Genomic DNA, 15902 nt, shown 5'->3' with positions numbered 1-15902 from the left:
AATGTTTGAGTCTGGGATGTTCGAGAGTGTTCTGGTCGCCAACCGCGGCGAGATCGCGCGACGCGTCTTCCGCACCTGTCGTGAGCTGGGGATCCGCACTGTTGCGATCTACACCGCGCTCGACGCGGACGCGCCTCACGTACGCGACGCCGACGAGGCCGTCGAGGTCGCGTCCTACCTCGACGCCGATGCGGTGGTCGCGGCCGCCGCCGAGGCAGGTGCCGAGGCCGTCCACCCGGGCTACGGGTTCCTCTCCGAGCGGGCCGAGTTCGCCCGCGCGGTGGCGAAGGCGGGGCTGACCTGGGTGGGTCCGACGCCCGAGGTGATCGAGCAGATGGGCCGCAAGGACGCGGCCCGGGAGATCGCGGTCGCCGCCGGCGTACCCGTGGTTCCGCGCGGCGAGGACAGCCCCTACCCGCTGCTGGTCAAGGCCGCGGCGGGTGGCGGCGGCAAGGGCATGCGCATCGTCCGCTCGCCGGAGGAGCTGGACGAGGCCCGCGCCGCGGCCGCCCGTGAGGCGCTGACCGCGTTCGGCGACGAGACCCTGCTGATCGAGAAGTACGTCGAGCGGGGCCGTCACATCGAGGTGCAGGTCTTCGGCGATACCCAGGGCAACGTCATCCACCTCTTCGAGCGGGACTGCTCGGTTCAGCGTCGCCATCAGAAGGTGATCGAGGAGGCGCCCGCCCCGACGCTCACCGACGAGCAGCGGAACCTGGTCCTGACCAGCGCCGTCGCGCTCGCTCGCCAGGTCGACTACACCGGCGCCGGGACGGTCGAGTTCCTCCTCGACGAGGCGTCCGGCGAGGCGTACTTCCTGGAGATGAACACCCGCCTCCAGGTCGAGCACCCGGTCACCGAGGAGGCGGTACGCATCGACGGGGCAGCCGCCGATCTCGTCGCGCTCCAGCTCCGGGTCGCTGCCGGTGAGCCGCTGGGCATCGCGCAGGACGACGTACGCATCGACGGTCACGCCATCGAGGTCCGGGTCTACGCGGAGGACGCCTTCGAGGGCTTCCTGCCGCAGGCCGGCCGCACCTCGATCGTGCGCTGGCCCGAGAGCGCTCGTGTGGAGCACGCTCTGGAGAGCGAGCAGGTGGTCAGCACCGCCTACGACCCGATGCTCGCCAAGGTCATCGTCCATGGCGCCGACCGTGAGGAGGCCCGTACGGCGATGGTCAAGGCGCTCGACGCGACCGCCGTCCTCGGGCTGACCACCAACACCGGCTTCCTGCGCGTGCTGGCCGCCTCCGACGCCTTCCGCGACGCGGAGATCGACACCGCCTGGCTCGACCGCAACGAGGTGCCCGCACCCGACCCCGAGGTCCCGCGCGCACTCGTCGCCTGGGTCAGCGCCATGCTGTCGGCGGCGTCGGACACCACGACGCCGTTCCGTGCCGACGGCTGGCGCCTCGCCGGGTCACCGGCACCGACAATCGTCGAGCTCGACCGCAGCGTCACCGTCGACCGCCCCTCCGGCCGCGTGGATGACCACCTGGTCAGGCAGCTCAGCGCGGCCGATCACGTCCTCGTGGCGATCGTCGACGGCGTACGCCACTGGGCGGCCATCAACGTCCAGCCCGGCCTCGCTGAGATCGTCCACCAAGGACACCGCTTCGACTTCTCCCCGCCCGACCGCGTCGCCGGCGCCGCCGCCCACCACAGCGACGGCGCTGTCGAGGCCAAGATGCCCGGCACGGTCATCGACGTACGTGTCCAGGTTGGTGACCAGGTCGAGGAGGGCCAGGTGCTCGGGGTCATGGAGGCGATGAAGATGGAGGTCTCCCTCAAGGCCCCGTTCGCGGGCACGGTCACCGTCGTCGGCGCGTCAGCGGGATCCCAGGTCCCCCTCGGCGCCGAGCTCTTTGTGGTCGAAGCAGAGGTTTCCGCGCGATCCTGATGACCTTGGCCGTGCACCCATTGGCGGCGGTCTCGGTTTCCGCGAGTCAGGGGCGCTCAGGTCGGACAGCTCCGAATCAGGCCTTGCCCGAGTCGACCTCGGCGCCCAGGATGCGCCCGGCGTGCTCGCGGTCGACTGTGAGGTTCTCGCCGGTCGAGGGATCGAAGAGGTGGATGCGGCGGCCGTCGACCCAGATCTCGGCGTCCTGACCCTCCGCGATCCGGCTGGATCCGTCGAGCGAGACGACGAGCTGGGTGCGCAGACCTTCCCCGTCCAGGTCCTTCTCGAGCTGTTGGAGCTGGGCTCTGACCTCGTCGGGCGCTTCGAAGGGGATGTAGGCGTAGGTCTCGTTGCCCAGCCACTCGACGGCGTCGACCTTGGCGGAGAAGGTCGAGCCGGTGCGTCCGGAGTTCGAGGCCAGTGAGGCGTCCTCGAAGTGCTCGGGCCGGATGCCGGCGATGAGCAGCCCGCGGCCGGCGGCACGCTCTGCCCTCTCGGCCGGGATCTCCACGCTGCCGAACGGCAGTTCGACCGTGGTGCCCTTGACCGTGGCCGGTAGGAAGTTCATCGGCGGCGAGCCGATGAAACCGGCCACGAACAGGTTGCCCGGGTTCTCGTAGAGCTCGCGCGGGGTGGCCAGCTGCTGCAGGACGCCGCGCTTGAGCACGGCGACCCGGTCCCCCAACGTCATGGCCTCGGTCTGGTCGTGGGTGACGTAGACGGTGGTGATGCCGAGCCGCTTCTGCAGGCGGGCGATCTCTGTGCGCATCTGGCCGCGCAGCTTTGCGTCGAGATTCGACAGCGGCTCGTCGAAGAGGAACACGTCGGCCTGCCGGACGATCGCGCGTCCCATGGCGACCCGCTGCCGCTGGCCGCCGGACAGGTTGCCGGGTTTGCGGTCGAGGTGCTCGTCGAGCTCGAGGGTCGCGGATGCGTCTCGCACCAGCTTGTCGAGCTCGGCCTCGGGGACCTTGGCCAGCCGCAGCGGGAAGGCGATGTTCTCGTAGACGGTGAGGTGGGGGTAGAGGGCATAGTTCTGGAACACCATCGCGAGGTTGCGATCGCGCGGGGCGAGGTCGTTGACCCGGCGGTCGCCGATCGTCATGTCGCCCGAGGTGATGTCCTCGAGACCGACGATCATGCGTAGCAGGGTGGACTTACCACAGCCCGATGGTCCGACGAGGATCATGAACTCCCCGTCGGCCACGTCGATGGAGATGTCGTTCACGGCCGGGAAGCCGTCGCCGTACTGCTTGACGATGTGGTTCATGGTGATAGCGGCCATGGCAGCAGCACCTATCCCTTCACTGCGCCGGACGTGAGACCGGCGACGATCTTGCGCTGGAAAATCAGGACGATGACGATGATCGGGATCGTCGCGATGACCGCTCCCGCGGCCAGCAGGGAGGCTGGCCGGTTGAACGGGTCGGCGCCGACGAAGAAGGACAGCGATGCCGGGATCGGTCGGGCGTTCTCGGTCGAGGTGAGCGAGATGCCGAAGACGAAGTCGTTCCACGCGAAGAAGAACGTCAGGATCGCCGCGGTGAAGACGCCTGGCGCGGCCAGCGGCACGATCACCTTGCGGAAGGCCTGCCACGAGGTGGCGCCGTCGACCTGGGCGGCCTGCTCCAGCTCCCACGGGATCTCGCGGAAGAAGGCCGACAGCGTCCAGATCGCCAGCGGTAGCGTGAAGGACATGTAGGGGATGATCAGGCCCGGCCAGGTGTCGTAGAGACCGATGGCCCGCCACATGTCGAACAGCGGGCCGACGAGCGAGACCACCGGGAACATCGCGATCGCCAACGCGATGGTCAGCACCGCCTTCTTGCCACGGAACTCCAGCCGAGCGATCGCGTACGCCGCCAGGGTGGCCACGATGACCGACAGCAATGTCGCGATCAGGCTGATCCCGATCGAGTTGAAGATCGCGCGCCGGAACTGCTCGTTGTCCCACACGGCCACGTAGTTGTCCCAGCCCGCGCCGCCGCCGTCGGCCGGGAAGAAGCCGGGGCTGCCGTTGGTGATCGCGGCCTCGGACTTGAAGGACAGCGAGATGATCCAGGCCACCGGGAGCAGGCACCAGACGAGGATCAGGATGCAGCCGATGATGATGCCGATACGGTTCTTCATCCCGATCACCCCTGTCGAGCCTGCGCCAGGTCGACGCGGAAGAGTCTGACGATCAAGAAGGCGACCACCAGGACGGATAGGAAAAGGAGCACCGACAACGCCGAGCCCATGCCGAGCTGGAACTGCTCGATGGTCTGGCGATAGGTGAGGAAGCTGATCGACTCGGTCCGTACGGCTCCAGAGGTCATCACGAAGATGTTGTCGAAGATCCGGTACGCGTCGAGAGCACGGAACAGGACGGCGACCATGATCGCTGCGCGCATGTTCGGCAGGATCACCTTGGTCAGCCGTTGGGTCCACGTCGCCCCGTCGACCTTCGCCGCCTCGATCATGTCCTCACTGACCTGTGCCAGACCGGCGAGCAGCAGCAGCGACATGAAGGGAGTGGTCTTCCAGATCTCGGAGACCATGATCGCGACGACTGCCGACCCGGTCTGGCCGAACCAGTTGAAGTCGTCGCCCACGAACGGCAGCCACCCGTTGATGAACCCGTTCTGGAAAGAGAACGCGAACTGCCAGGCGAAGCCCGATACGACGGTGATGATGCCGTAGGGCACCAGGATCGAGGTCCGGATCACGCCCCGGGCGAAGATCACCCGGTGCATCACCATGGCGAAGATGAACCCGATCACCAGCTCGACCGACACCGTGACCACCATGTAGAGCACGGTGACACCGGTCGTCTGCCAGAACAGCGGGTCGGTGAGCGCAGTGACGTAGTTGCTCAGGCCGATGAATGCACGCTCTTCGGGCGCGGTCAGCGCGTAGTCGAAGGTCGACAGGTAGATGGCCCGCAGCATCGGGAAGGCCGTGACGAGCAGCATCAGCACGATGGCCGGGGCCACCAGCTTCTGCCCGAGCCGGCTCTCGGCGCGGGCACGGTCGCTCACGGCCGGTTTGCTCTTGTCCGGAGCGGCAACGGCGCTCATGCGACCACCTTCGAAGCGCCGGCGCCAGGATACGGACGCGGTCGCATGATGTTCGGACGGTTCACTCGCTGACGCTCGCTCATAGCAGCGACTTCCCTTCCAGCACGTCCTCCAGGTAGGTCGCGGACTCCTCGGGTGTGGTGTCGGGGTCGACCGATTCCGGCGAGTGCCAGGTCGACTGGATCGCCCCGGAGATCATCGAGTAGTAGGCACTCTTGGGCCGAGGTCCACCCTCGTCGACGCTGGTCCGGTAGAGCTCGATCAGGTCCTCCGGGTAGTCGCCGCTGGCGGCGACCTCGTCGTAGGCCGCGTTGGTCGAGGGCATCAGCCCCGCCTCGAGCGCCAGGTCGACCTGCGCCTGCTTGGAGGTGATGCACGCGGCCGCCTCGGCCGCCCAGTCCGGGTGCTTCGAGAAGGCGCCGACGCCGATATCGATCCCGCCGACCGGCGGCTTGGACACCTCCCCCTCCACCGTCGCCGGGTAGCGGGCCCAGCGGAGGTCATCGAACTGCTCCTTGGTCGGTCCGCCCGCCTGATCGATCGAGCCTTCGTAGTTCTTGTAGACGAAGGTCCAGTTGGCCATGAATTCACCTGGGCCGTTCTTCGGAAACATCTGGCCGAGGCTGGTCCCTTCGCGCGAGACGCTGAGGTCGGGTTGGGCCGCGCTCGAGTCGGCGAGCATCTCGATGACGGTCGCGGCTTGGCGGCCTGCCTCGGAGTCGATCTCGACCTTGGCGTCCCGGCCGGCCTCGGTGTCGGAGACGATCGCGCCCCCGGCGCCCTGGACGAGAGCGTTGATCCAGACGACGTACGCCTCGTACTTGTCGGCCTGGACACCGACCGACCCGCCGTTGTCGGCGGCCGCCTTGATCACCTGCTCCCAGGTGACCGGCTGGGTCATGTCCAGGCCGGCGTCCTTGGCGAGCGACTCGCGGTACCAGAGGATCTGCGTGTTCGCCCACAACGGGATCGCGTAGGCCCTGTCCTCCCAGACCACAGTGTCGGCGGCGCCGGAGAGGTAGTCGCCCTCGCCCTCCGCGCTGGTGATGATCCGGTCGCCGAGGTCACCCTCGACCTCCTTCAGCCAGCCGGCGTTGGCGAACTCGGGCACGAAGACCGGGTCGAGGTTCATCAGGTCGGTGGAGGAGTCCTCGGCGGCCAGCCGTCGGGCGAGCTGGGTGCGCTGATCGGTGGCACCCGTCGGCAGCAGCTGGACCTCGATGCCGTAGTCGTCCGTGCCGCACTGGTCGGCGTACTTCTCGAAGACCTCGACCCCGTCGGGGTTGACGTACCAGTTGAGGACCGCGTCGCTGGATCCTCCACATGCGGCTAGCCCGCCGGCGGCCAGTGCGGCCACCGCGACCTGCGCAATCACGCGTCGGCCCGATGGTCGGTGACCTCGTCTTGGCGCGCTCTTGGATCCGCGCCCTCGCTTCTCGTGCTTCAAACCACGGTCCCCCGATCTGTGATGCTTGTCACGCCGTTCTACCGTTGAAATCGGTTGATGTCCATGACCTGACCGCCGGCCAGTCGGTTACTGCGACCCTCGGATCGACCGCATTCAGGTCGTGTCTCGCTCGGCGGTGTCTCGTGCTGCCTGAGGTCTGCCCAACCTCTCGCGGCTCGACTAGGGTTGAGTGGTGAGTGCTCTCCCTGCTGTCGTGCCCCAGCCCGATCTGCCGCAGAAGGTGACGGTCTACGAGGTCGGTGCGCGTGACGGCCTCCAGAACGAGAAGACGGCGATCGACACCGGGGTCAAGGCCGACCTGATCACCCGGCTGCTCGACGCCGGGCTGAGTCCGGTGGAGGCGACGAGCTTCGTGCACCCGAAGTGGGTGCCGCAGCTGGCCGATGCCAAGGAGCTGATGACGGAGCTCGTCGACAGGCTCGGCGACAGGGCGAGAGAGCTCCCGGTGCTCGTCCCCAACGAGAAGGGGCTCGACCGGGCGCTCGAGCTGGAGCTGCGTCACATCGCGATCTTCGGCAGCGCGACGGAGACGTTCGCCAACAAGAACCTCAACCAGACCTTCGACGGCCAGTGGGCGATGTTCGAGCCGACGATGGCGCGCGCGAAGGGCGCGGGGATGACCGTCCGCGGCTATCTGTCGATGTGCTTCGGAGACCCCTGGGAGGGCCAGGTCGAGATTACGAAGGTGGTCGAGGCGGGCAAGCGGCTCCTGGATCTCGGTGCCGACGAGCTCAGCCTGGGGGACACGATCGGCGTCGCGACGGCCGGCCATGTGAAGGCTCTGATCCAGGCGTTCGGCGACGCGGGCATCACGACCGACCGGCTCGCGCTGCACTTCCACGACACGTACGGCCAGGCTCTGGCCAACACCCTCGCCGGCCTCCAGTCCGGGGTGAGCACCTACGACGCCAGCGCCGGCGGCCTGGGCGGTTGCCCCTATGCCAAGTCAGCCACCGGCAACCTGGCCACCGAGGACCTGCTCTGGATGCTCGACGGCCTGGGGATCGAGCACGGCGTCGATCTCGACAAGGTCGCCGACACGAGCAGCTGGCTCGCCGACCACCTCGGCAGGCCGAGCCCGTCGGCCGTCGTACGTGCCTTGCGGTCCTAGCTGGAGACACGCCCTAGACTGCACCCAAGAGTGACGGCCGGGTGACAAAAAGACGGACCGCCGCGACAATCTCTACTAACTTGGTGCAGAATAGCGGGATCATGGCGCGCAAAGTCTTCCTCCACGTCGGCGCTCCGAAGACGGGCACGACGTACCTCCAGGACAGGTTGTTCCACAACCGGGTGTCCCTGCAGAAGCATGGCGTCTTCTACCCGGTCGGCGGCCAGCCCGACTTCTTCCGGCCGGCGCTCGACCTGATCGACCGTCCGTGGGGCGGGATGAGGAAGACCGTCCACGGCGAGTGGGAAACGCTGGTCAAGCGCGTACGCCGCGACGAGTCCGAGACGATCCTGATCAGCCACCACCTCTTCGCCGGGGCCAGGCCCGACCGGGTCGAGAAGGCCATGACCGACCTCGGCGAGGGCGGGCGCACCGAGGTCCACATCGTCTACACCGCTCGCGACATCGCGCGCGTGCTTGCGGCGGAGTGGCAGGACCAGGTGCAGCGCGAGCGCAAGGTCACCTTCGCCCGCTACCTCGAGCGGATGCAGACTGCGAAGCAGTCGCGCTCGGCCGCCTGGTTCTGGCGTACGCACGGCCTGCCCGACGTCCTCAGCCGATGGGGGCGCAACCTGCCGCCGGAGCGCGTGCACCTGGTCACGGTGCCGCACGACGGAGCGCCGAGCGAGGTGCTCTGGCGCCGGTTCTGCGAGGTGGTCGGGATCGAGGAGTCCTGGACCCCGATCGACAGCGACCGCCACAACCAGTCGCTCGGCCGCGCCGAGGCGACGCTGCTGCGCCGGCTCAACGCGCGTCTCGAGTCGGAGGAGCTCCCCCGCGAGGACTACCGCCACATGGTCACCGAGGTGATCGCCAAGCGCACCCTCGCCCACCGTGACGGCCGCGAGCGGGTCACCATCCCGCCTACCGCCTTCGACTGGGCCGACCAGGTCGCCGACTCGTGGATCGAGTGGGCCGAGCTGGCCAAGGTCGACATCGCCGGCGACCTCGACGACCTCCGCCCGCAGCGACCCGACGCCGACGTCGAGTGGATCGACCCGGACGCGCCGCGCACCAAGGACGTCGCCGACGCGGCGATCGACGCCCTGGTCGCGGTCGTCGTCGAGGCCGCCCGCACCGACCCGCCCCAGCGCCCGGTCGCCTCCCGCGCCGCCGGCCTCATGCGTCGGGTCAAGGGGCGACGCGTCTGATGCCAGCTGCACCCACCAGGGGTTGGGGTTGGGCCGCGCACCTGCGCGAGGGCGGTACGACTCCTTGGGCATCCTGGTCCGAGCCCGCCACGCCCTTCACGACCGACCACCTGCCGGGTGCCGAGCTGCTCGAACTGCTGCGGCGGCTCAACGAGGTAGGTCCGTCCGAGCCTGATCGGGTCGACGCGCTGATGCGCACCAGCCCGCCCGGCCGAGGCCGCCGCGACCTGCCGCTGCTCGGGGACACCGAGACGAGGACGTACGGCCCGCTGCCCGTCGATCCGGCGACGCTGTCGGCGCGGGAGCTGCTGAGAGCGGCGAGCGTGCTGCTTGCCGAGGACCTGCTCGCCACGGTGGAGACGGCGCCCGCGCGGCGTCCGCGAAGATGGTCGCGCCGGCCCAAGAAGTCGGAGCCCGACCAGGAGAAGTTCCCCTACCGCCTGGTCGGTTCGCCGTGGCTCACGCTGCCCATCCGCGAGGAGCTGGAGCGGCAGGGAAGGCTGCCCGGCGCCGATCGCTACACCGTCTACGTCCTCGGTGGCCCGTTGGACGAGATCGCCGCCGGTGCGTGGAGGTTCCGCACCTTCACCAACCGGGTCAACCCTTGGCACATCTGGATCCGTGACGCCCAGTGGCGGGGCTGGCTCGGCCCCCGTGCCGATCTGCCCAGGATCGCCCGCTGGTGGGCCCGAAGGGTCGGGAAGGACCGCGTCGAGATCGTCACCGATCCCGCCCTGCTGCCCGGCCTGCTCGGCGTCGACAGCCTGCCCGGCCCCTGGTCGATCTCGGCCGAGGGCAACGAGGTCGCTCGCGTGATCGGGCAGGTTCTCAGCGTACGAACCGATCTCGAGACCCAGCGGAAGCTGCTGGTCGACCAGCTGCGACCGCGGTTGGAGAAGCTCGAACCGCTCGTCCCGGACGCCCGGGAGGTCGGCGTCCCTCCGGAAAGTTTGCCTTGGGTCGAAACACAGGCGCGGGCCCAACGTGATGCATTGGTAGAAGCCGGATACGCTCTCCACGGAGACCCTGACCGGCTGCTCCCTTCGGGGGCGGCGACGCAGGGTCCCGACGAGTGCCGGGCGTTGGCGCTCGCGTTGTCATTGCTGGCGGGGCGTTCCTAGAGGAGTAGAACGTTGGAGACTGGGCGGCGCGTGCTGCTTCATGTCGGCACCCCGAAGACGGGTACGTCCTATCTTCAAGACGTCCTCTTCCACAACCGGGAGTCCCTCGCCGGGCAGGGTGTCCACTACCTCGCCGACCGCTTCGACGCCCACTTCCTGGCGGCCCTCGATCTGATGGATCTGCCCTGGGGCGGCATCGAGGAGGAGGCGACCGGCGCCTGGGACGCCCTCGCGGAGAAGGTGCGCTCCGTCCAGAACGGCACCGTGATCATCTCCCACGAGATCCTGGCGAGCGCGTCCTGGCAGCAGGCCAAGCACGCGCTGGACTCGCTGGGCGACTCCGAGATCCACGTCATGCTCTCCGCGCGCGACCTGGCCCGGCAGATCCCGGCCGAGTGGCAGGAGAACGTCAAGCACCGCTCGGTCGTGACCTACGCCGAGTTCCTCGAGGAGATCCGCGACCCCGCCCGTGAGGGCCGGATCGGATCGTGGTTCTGGGGCGTCCAGGAGCTGCCCGACATCCTCGACCGGTGGACCCAGGGCATTGCGCCCGAGCGTGTCCACCTGATCACCGTCCCGCCGCCGGGGTCGTCCTCGTCGCTGCTGTGGGAGCGGTTCTCCACCGCCTTCGGTCTCGACGACCTGACCATCGACTTCGAGGGGATCGACCGCGGCAACCCGTCCCTCGGCGTGCCCGAAGCGGCGCTGCTCCGCGAGATCAACCTGGCGGTCGTGCCGGTGCTCGAGCCGGCCGACTACCGGCCTTTCGTACGCGAGTTCCTGGCCCACCGCACGCTGGCCAAGCGCCGCGACTCCGCGCGCCTGGCGCTCTCCCCCTCGATCCTGCCGTGGGTCGAGTCGCTCTCCGAGAGCTGGGTCGAGGCGCTGTCGGGACGTGGCTACGACGTGGTCGGTGGGCTGGACGAGCTGTTGGTCCCCGCTGACCTGGCCGACAAGCCGTTCGTCGACCCGGACACCATCTCCCCGCGCGAGGTCCTCGACGCCGGCGTCGCCACCATCGACGCGCTGCTCCAGGAGGCCATCCGGCTGCGCAAGTCCGAGGCCCGGCTGGAGGACGAGGTCGGTGAGCTGCGCGCCGAGCTGGAGCACACCCGGTCGCTGGTGCCGAAGCAGCGTGCCCGCGAGGGTCTCGAGCGGCGCTGGTGGGGCCGCGCGGTCCTGAAGGTCTACCGCCTCATCCGCCGCTAGAGGAGCGCCTCGAGCCGTCCTGCGGCGCGGGCACGGTCGAAGACGTGCACCGTGTCCCAGGAGCCGTCGGAGTCACCGAACGTCGCCGCGGTCAGGAGCCGCGGCTGGTCGTCGGTCCAGCGGTGCCAGTGGCGCTCGAAGGCTTCCGTACGGACCAGCCGTCCGCGCTCGTGCTGGCCGTCGATCGCCGCGACGCGCGGCACATCGATCATGACCAGCGACGTACGCCAGCCGCGGGCGTGGGCGATCCGTCCGAGCAGCTCGCGACGGCCGGGCCGGGTGGCCGGGTCGTGGACGAGGAGGGTGTGGCCACCGGCGGTCGGGCCGAGCAGGACGAGGACGAGGGTCGCGATCGCGTGCCACAGGTGCACCAGCGGCCGGTAGAGGCGGTAGGGCACCTCCGGCAGCCGTGCCGCGAGCCAGCGCCCCGGGGTCTCCGGGTCGAGGGTGCGTACGTCGGGACGCCGGTCGGCCACGTCGCGGATCAGCGTGCTCTTGCCGGCGCCGGGTACGCCGCCCAGGAGGAGCAGGTGAGGTCTCACCTCGACCCCGGCAGCGCGGGCTGGGCTGATCGGGGCGTACGTCGTGTCGAGGGTCATCTGCGGCTCCTCCCAAGCGGACACCAACAGTGTGGCGTTCCGTGCTCTGAGGAACGTTGGACGGACCTGTGAAGTTCCTGTGAGCCGAGCTCAGCCGTTGTCGGGGTGACGCGGCAGCAGCTCGCGTGAGGCATAGCGACCGATCTGGTAGGTCATCCATCCATCGGCCCCTCCGCCGACGACACCGCCGACCAGCGGTATCCGCTTGGCGGCCATGGAGATCATGCCCCTGCCGGTGACCCGACTGAGCAGCTCCTGGGCCACCTCCGAGGCGACGATGGCATCGATCGCGCGGTCGTAGGTCGGAGCGGTCGCGATGGCCATCGGCGGAGCCGGGATCTTCTTCTCCTGGATCTGCTTGCCGACCTTCTCCTCGCTCAGGAGGGTGAGCAGGATGGCGTTGCGCACCCGAGGATCGGTCAGGTCGTAGCCACGGAGATGCGCGATCGCGGCCACCATGCGGCACTGGATGATGGCCATCCCGGTGATGTTGGCCGGGAGTGTGATCGCCTGGGTGACCAGACCGCCGATGTTGGTCGCGAAGCCGCCGACACCGGCCAGCCGCACGTGGTTGTCGATGACCTGCTTCACGGCGAGCTCGACGTCGTTGTCATGGTCCTTGAGGTGCTTCTCGGCGGCTGCGGCCGCTCCCGGGAGGGGGCCTACCCCGACGATCGCGTGGTGCAGCGCCTGCCGGACCACGGTGGTGGTCACGCCGGGCGCGGACTGGATGACCTTGGGTGCGAGCCGGCCAGCCGCACTGGTGAGCACTGCCTTGGGACCGATCATGAGCCAAATCTTAAGTGTGTGGTGGTTGGCGCCGCACGGGGCGATAACGTTTCGTCGTGGCGAATCTTCGGGGACCGATCGAACCCGAGCCCTCGCCGTGGGCCTTCGCCGACCTCCGGGACCCGGGCGCGGGCCATGGCGGGGCCGAGCTGGACGATCTGGTGGGAATGGGCGCGGACGTCGCGCCCGGGACGCTCCTGGCTGCGTACCGGCACGGGATCTTCCCGATGCCCGGGGAGTCCCCGCGTGATCCGATGATGTGGTTCTCGCCGGTCAGGCGCGGCGTACTCGCACTGGACGGGCTCGTCGTCTCGCGGTCCTTGCGCAGGTCGGTGCGGGACTTCGAGATCAGGATCGACACCAGCTTCGACGAGGTGGTGGCCTCGTGCGCCGACCCGCGTCGGCCGCACGGCTGGATCGACAAGCGGATCCGCCGGGCGTACGGCGACCTGCACGAGCTGGGCTGGGCACACTCGGTCGAGGCGTGGCAGGACGATCGCCTGGTCGGCGGGCTCTACGGGGTCGCGATCGGCGGCCTCTTCGCCGGGGAGTCGATGTTCCACCGGGTCCGCGACGCGTCCAAGGTCGCCCTGGTCGGGCTGGTCTCGGCGATGCGCGAGGCGGGCTCTATCGACCAGCGGATCCTGGACGTGCAGTGGCGCACCGACCATCTGGCCTCGCTCGGCGTCGTCGAGGTGGGTCGCAACGACTACCTGGACCGCCTGGAGAAGGCGCTCAGGCTGCCGCTCCCGGAGGCGTTCGGCGGACCTCCGGCCCAGTCCTAGCGGTGGTCCTAGAGGACGTACGCCTCGGCGCCGGTCTCGCTGACCATCGGTCGCCCGGCGGCGGCCCAGTCGAGCATCCCGCCGGCGAGGTTGACGACCTCGAAGCCCTGCTGGGCGAGGTAGTTGACCGCCTGGGCGCTGCGTCCGCCGACCTTGCAGACCACCAGGGTCTGGCCCTCGGGAAGCTCACCGAGTCGCGCCGGGAGCTCCTGGAGCGGGATGTGGGTCGCGCCCTCGATGTGGCCCGCTGCCCACTCGTCGTCCTCGCGGACGTCCAGGACGGCCACGGGCAGGGGATCGGGCACTCCGGTGATCTCGACGGTGGGGATGGTCACCGGTCAAGCCTACTTGAGAAGCCGGGACATCCGCCGATCGGCGAGCGGCTTTCCGCCGGTCTGGCAGGTGGGACAGTACTGCAGGCTCGAGTCGGCGAAACTGACCTCGAGGACCGTGTCTCCGCAGACCGGGCACTTCTTGCCGGCCTTGCCGTGCACGGCGAGGTTGGACTTCTTCTCGCCCTTCAGTTCGCTCATCGCCAGGCCGGAGTCGCGTTCGACTGCCTCCTCGAGGGTCGTCCGCAGCGCGTTGTAGAGGCTCTCCGACTCCTCCTCGGTCATCTCGGCGGGCTTGAACGGCGACATCTTCGCGGCCCACAGGATCTCGTCGGAGTAGGCGTTGCCGATGCCCGCGATGATCGACTGCATCCGCAGCACACCCTTGATCTGCTTGCGCCCCTGACCTGCGAGGATCTCGCGGAAGCGGGCCAGCGTGAAGTCGTCTGCCAGCGGGTCGGGGCCCAGCGAGGCGACGCCCGGGACGTCCTGCGGATCGTGGACGACGTAGAGCGCCAGGCGCTTCTTGGTGCCGCCCTCGGTGATGTCCAGCCCGGTGTCGTCGTCGAGCACGACCCGGATCGCCAGCCCTGACTTCGATCCCGGCCGGGGCGGTGTCGCCGGGATCTCGTCGCGCCACCTGATCCAGCCGCCGCGGGCCAGGTGCAGCACGAGGTGGACGCCGCTCGCCTCGATGTCGATGAACTTGCCGTGGCGGGTCACGTTGTCGACGAGCGTGCCCTCGACCGCGGTCAGCGGCGGATCGTACGTCTTCAGGGCGCTGAACTGCGCGACGTGCACCTTCGTGATCGCGCGGCCGTCGAGGCGCCCGCGCAGGTCCTCGGCGAGCGCTTCCACCTCGGGGAGTTCCGGCATGTCCGCGAGTCTAGATCGTCGCGCTTGCAGGAGGGGAGGAAATCCGGCTAGTATCGAACACACGTTCGACGCTAGCGATCGATGTGGGAGTCTGCGCCTTTCTAGGATCCATCCTAGAAAGGCGAATAGAGACCTACGCTCATGAAAGATGTGGCTCGCTAGCCAAATCTAAGACGCGTCCTATAGATGTGGATATCGTCTGATCATGGACCCCATCCGCAATCCGTACGCTCCTGGCGCCGGTCAGCGGCCCCCTGAGCTCGCTGGTCGTAACGAGCAGCTCGGGCAGTTCGACGTGGTGCTGGAACGCGTGGCGCGCGGTCGTCCGGAGCGGTCGCTGGTGCTCACCGGGCTCCGCGGCGTCGGCAAGACGGTCCTGCTCAACACGCTGCGGTCGGCGGCGGTCCGCAAGGGCTGGGGCACCGGGAAGATGGAGGCGCGCCCCGACCAGTCGCTGCGCCGGCCGCTGTCGAGCGCCCTGCACCAGGCGGTGCGTGAGCTGGGGCATCCGAGCTCCGACGACGTCGACCACGTGCTCGGCGTGATCCGCTCCTTCGCCCAGCGGGAGGCCGGTCCCAACGCCAAGCTGCGCGAGCAGTGGTCGCCCGGCATCGAGGCGGCGGCGGTGCGGGGCCGGGCCGACTCCGGTGACATAGAGATCGACTTGGTCGAGCTGCTCACCGACGTCGGCGGGCTCGCCGCTGACGTCGGCAAGGGCGTCGGCGTCTTCATAGACGAGATGCAGGACCTCGGCCCCGACGACGTCTCGGCGATGTGCGCGGCGTGTCACGAGATCAGCCAGTCGGGGCTGCCGGTGATCGTCGTCGGCGCCGGCCTGCCGCACCTGCCGGCCGTGCTCTCGGCGAGCAAGTCCTACTCCGAGCGGCTCTTCTCCTACCAGCGCATCGACCGTCTGCAGCGAGACGCCGCCGACCGCGCCCTTGCCGCCCCCGCGGGCGAGGAGGAAGCCGAGTTCGAGACCGCCGCCCTGGCGGAGATGTACGCCGCGACGGGCGGTTATCCCTACTTCATCCAGGCCTATGGCAAGACCGTGTGGGACCAGGCGCCCCGCTCTCCGATCACCGTCGAGGACGTGAAGGTCGCCGCCCCCGAAGCCGAGCGCGAGCTGGCGGTCGGCTTCTTCGGGTCACGCTACGAGCGTGCCACCCCTGCCGAGCGGGACTACCTGCGGGCGATGGCCGACGCGGCCGTCGAGCTCGGCGCCGACGACATCGGCACCGTCGCCACCGCGGACGTCGCCGCCTTCTTGAACAAGAAGCCGCAGTCGCTCTCCCCGGCACGTGACGCGCTGATGAAGAAGGGCCTGATCTACTCCGGTGAGCGCGGCCGGATCGCCTTCACCGTCCCTCATTTCGGCCGCTACTTGCGCCAACAGGGGTAAGTGATCGGGCCGTGGGTCACTCAGTGAAGGCCGTTTGACT

Annotated in this window: 15 protein-coding genes; 7 read left to right on the top strand and 8 right to left on the bottom strand. The window is 68.9% G+C overall.

Going from position 1 to position 15902, the window contains the following annotated elements; all coding sequences use genetic code 11:
- Positions 1 to 16 precede the first annotated feature (16 nt).
- Positions 17 to 1900: a biotin carboxylase N-terminal domain-containing protein gene (locus ABZU72_RS10185; RefSeq protein ID WP_355018741.1), complete on the top strand. Its 1884-nt coding sequence runs from the start codon at positions 17 to 19 to the stop codon at positions 1898 to 1900.
- 76 nt (positions 1901 to 1976) lie between these two features.
- Here ABZU72_RS10185 and ugpC read toward each other — a convergent pair whose 3' ends face one another.
- The 4 genes from ugpC to ABZU72_RS10165 all read right to left on the bottom strand — a co-directional run bounded on the left by ugpC (position 1977) and on the right by ABZU72_RS10165 (position 6334).
- Entirely contained in the window at positions 1977 to 3185 is a 1209-nt protein-coding gene (gene ugpC, locus ABZU72_RS10180) for a sn-glycerol-3-phosphate ABC transporter ATP-binding protein UgpC (protein ID WP_355018740.1), read from the bottom strand.
- A gap of 11 nt (positions 3186 to 3196) precedes the next feature.
- The gene (locus tag ABZU72_RS10175; RefSeq protein WP_355018739.1) at positions 3197 to 4030 is read right to left on the bottom strand and encodes a carbohydrate ABC transporter permease; all 834 of its coding nucleotides are present in this window, start codon (positions 4028 to 4030) and stop codon (positions 3197 to 3199) included.
- A 5-nt stretch (positions 4031 to 4035) separates the two neighbouring features.
- A complete protein-coding gene (locus ABZU72_RS10170) occupies positions 4036 to 4959 on the bottom strand; it encodes a sugar ABC transporter permease (protein ID WP_355018738.1) in 924 nt (307 codons plus the stop codon).
- A gap of 79 nt (positions 4960 to 5038) precedes the next feature.
- The gene (locus ABZU72_RS10165; RefSeq protein WP_355018737.1) at positions 5039 to 6334 is read right to left on the bottom strand and encodes an extracellular solute-binding protein; all 1296 of its coding nucleotides are present in this window, start codon (positions 6332 to 6334) and stop codon (positions 5039 to 5041) included.
- Between the two features lie 265 nt (positions 6335 to 6599).
- On the opposite strand from ABZU72_RS10165, the gene ABZU72_RS10160 reads away from it, so the two are divergent.
- The 4 genes from ABZU72_RS10160 to ABZU72_RS10145 all read left to right on the top strand — a co-directional run bounded on the left by ABZU72_RS10160 (position 6600) and on the right by ABZU72_RS10145 (position 11079).
- Positions 6600 to 7538 (top strand): hydroxymethylglutaryl-CoA lyase, encoded by a 939-nt coding sequence (locus ABZU72_RS10160; protein ID WP_355018736.1) that lies wholly within the window; start codon positions 6600 to 6602, stop codon positions 7536 to 7538.
- Between the two features lie 101 nt (positions 7539 to 7639).
- Positions 7640 to 8749, top strand: a complete 1110-nt coding sequence (locus ABZU72_RS10155) for a hypothetical protein (protein ID WP_355018735.1) — start codon at positions 7640 to 7642, stop codon at positions 8747 to 8749.
- Positions 8749 to 9870: a hypothetical protein gene (locus ABZU72_RS10150; RefSeq protein WP_355018734.1), complete on the top strand. Its 1122-nt coding sequence runs from the start codon at positions 8749 to 8751 to the stop codon at positions 9868 to 9870. The genes ABZU72_RS10155 and ABZU72_RS10150 overlap by 1 nt, the downstream gene beginning before the upstream one ends.
- 12 nt (positions 9871 to 9882) lie before the next feature.
- Positions 9883 to 11079, top strand: coding sequence for a hypothetical protein (locus ABZU72_RS10145; protein ID WP_355018733.1), 1197 nt, complete (start codon positions 9883 to 9885; stop codon positions 11077 to 11079).
- On the opposite strand, the gene ABZU72_RS10140 is transcribed toward ABZU72_RS10145, so the two are convergent.
- The gene (locus ABZU72_RS10140; protein WP_355018732.1) at positions 11076 to 11678 is read right to left on the bottom strand and encodes an AAA family ATPase; all 603 of its coding nucleotides are present in this window, start codon (positions 11676 to 11678) and stop codon (positions 11076 to 11078) included. The two genes, ABZU72_RS10145 and ABZU72_RS10140, sit on opposite strands and share 4 nt — an antisense overlap.
- Positions 11679 to 11768: 90 nt before the next feature.
- Positions 11769 to 12467 (bottom strand): EcsC family protein, encoded by a 699-nt coding sequence (locus ABZU72_RS10135; RefSeq protein ID WP_355018731.1) that lies wholly within the window; start codon positions 12465 to 12467, stop codon positions 11769 to 11771.
- A 56-nt stretch (positions 12468 to 12523) separates the two neighbouring features.
- On the opposite strand from ABZU72_RS10135, the gene aat reads away from it, so the two are divergent.
- Positions 12524 to 13252 carry a leucyl/phenylalanyl-tRNA--protein transferase gene (gene aat, locus ABZU72_RS10130; protein ID WP_355018730.1) on the top strand — a complete coding sequence of 243 codons (729 nt, stop codon included), beginning with the start codon at positions 12524 to 12526 and terminating at the stop codon, positions 13250 to 13252.
- 8 nt (positions 13253 to 13260) lie between these two features.
- On the opposite strand, the gene ABZU72_RS10125 is transcribed toward aat, so the two are convergent.
- Positions 13261 to 13587, bottom strand: a complete 327-nt coding sequence (locus ABZU72_RS10125; RefSeq protein ID WP_355018729.1) for a rhodanese-like domain-containing protein — start codon at positions 13585 to 13587, stop codon at positions 13261 to 13263.
- 9 nt (positions 13588 to 13596) lie between these two features.
- Entirely contained in the window at positions 13597 to 14460 is an 864-nt protein-coding gene (locus ABZU72_RS10120) for a DNA-formamidopyrimidine glycosylase family protein (RefSeq protein WP_355018728.1), read from the bottom strand.
- A 205-nt stretch (positions 14461 to 14665) separates the two neighbouring features.
- On the opposite strand from ABZU72_RS10120, the gene ABZU72_RS10115 reads away from it, so the two are divergent.
- Entirely contained in the window at positions 14666 to 15862 is a 1197-nt protein-coding gene (locus tag ABZU72_RS10115; RefSeq protein ID WP_355018727.1) for an ATP-binding protein, read from the top strand.
- Positions 15863 to 15902 lie beyond the last annotated feature (40 nt).

The sequence above is a fragment of the Nocardioides sp. NPDC004968 genome (assembly GCF_040608935.1).
Lineage (GTDB): Bacteria > Actinomycetota > Actinomycetes > Propionibacteriales > Nocardioidaceae > Nocardioides.
The sequence above is the reverse complement of the archived record's forward strand: the minus strand, read 5'-3'. Positions and strand labels throughout refer to the sequence as shown.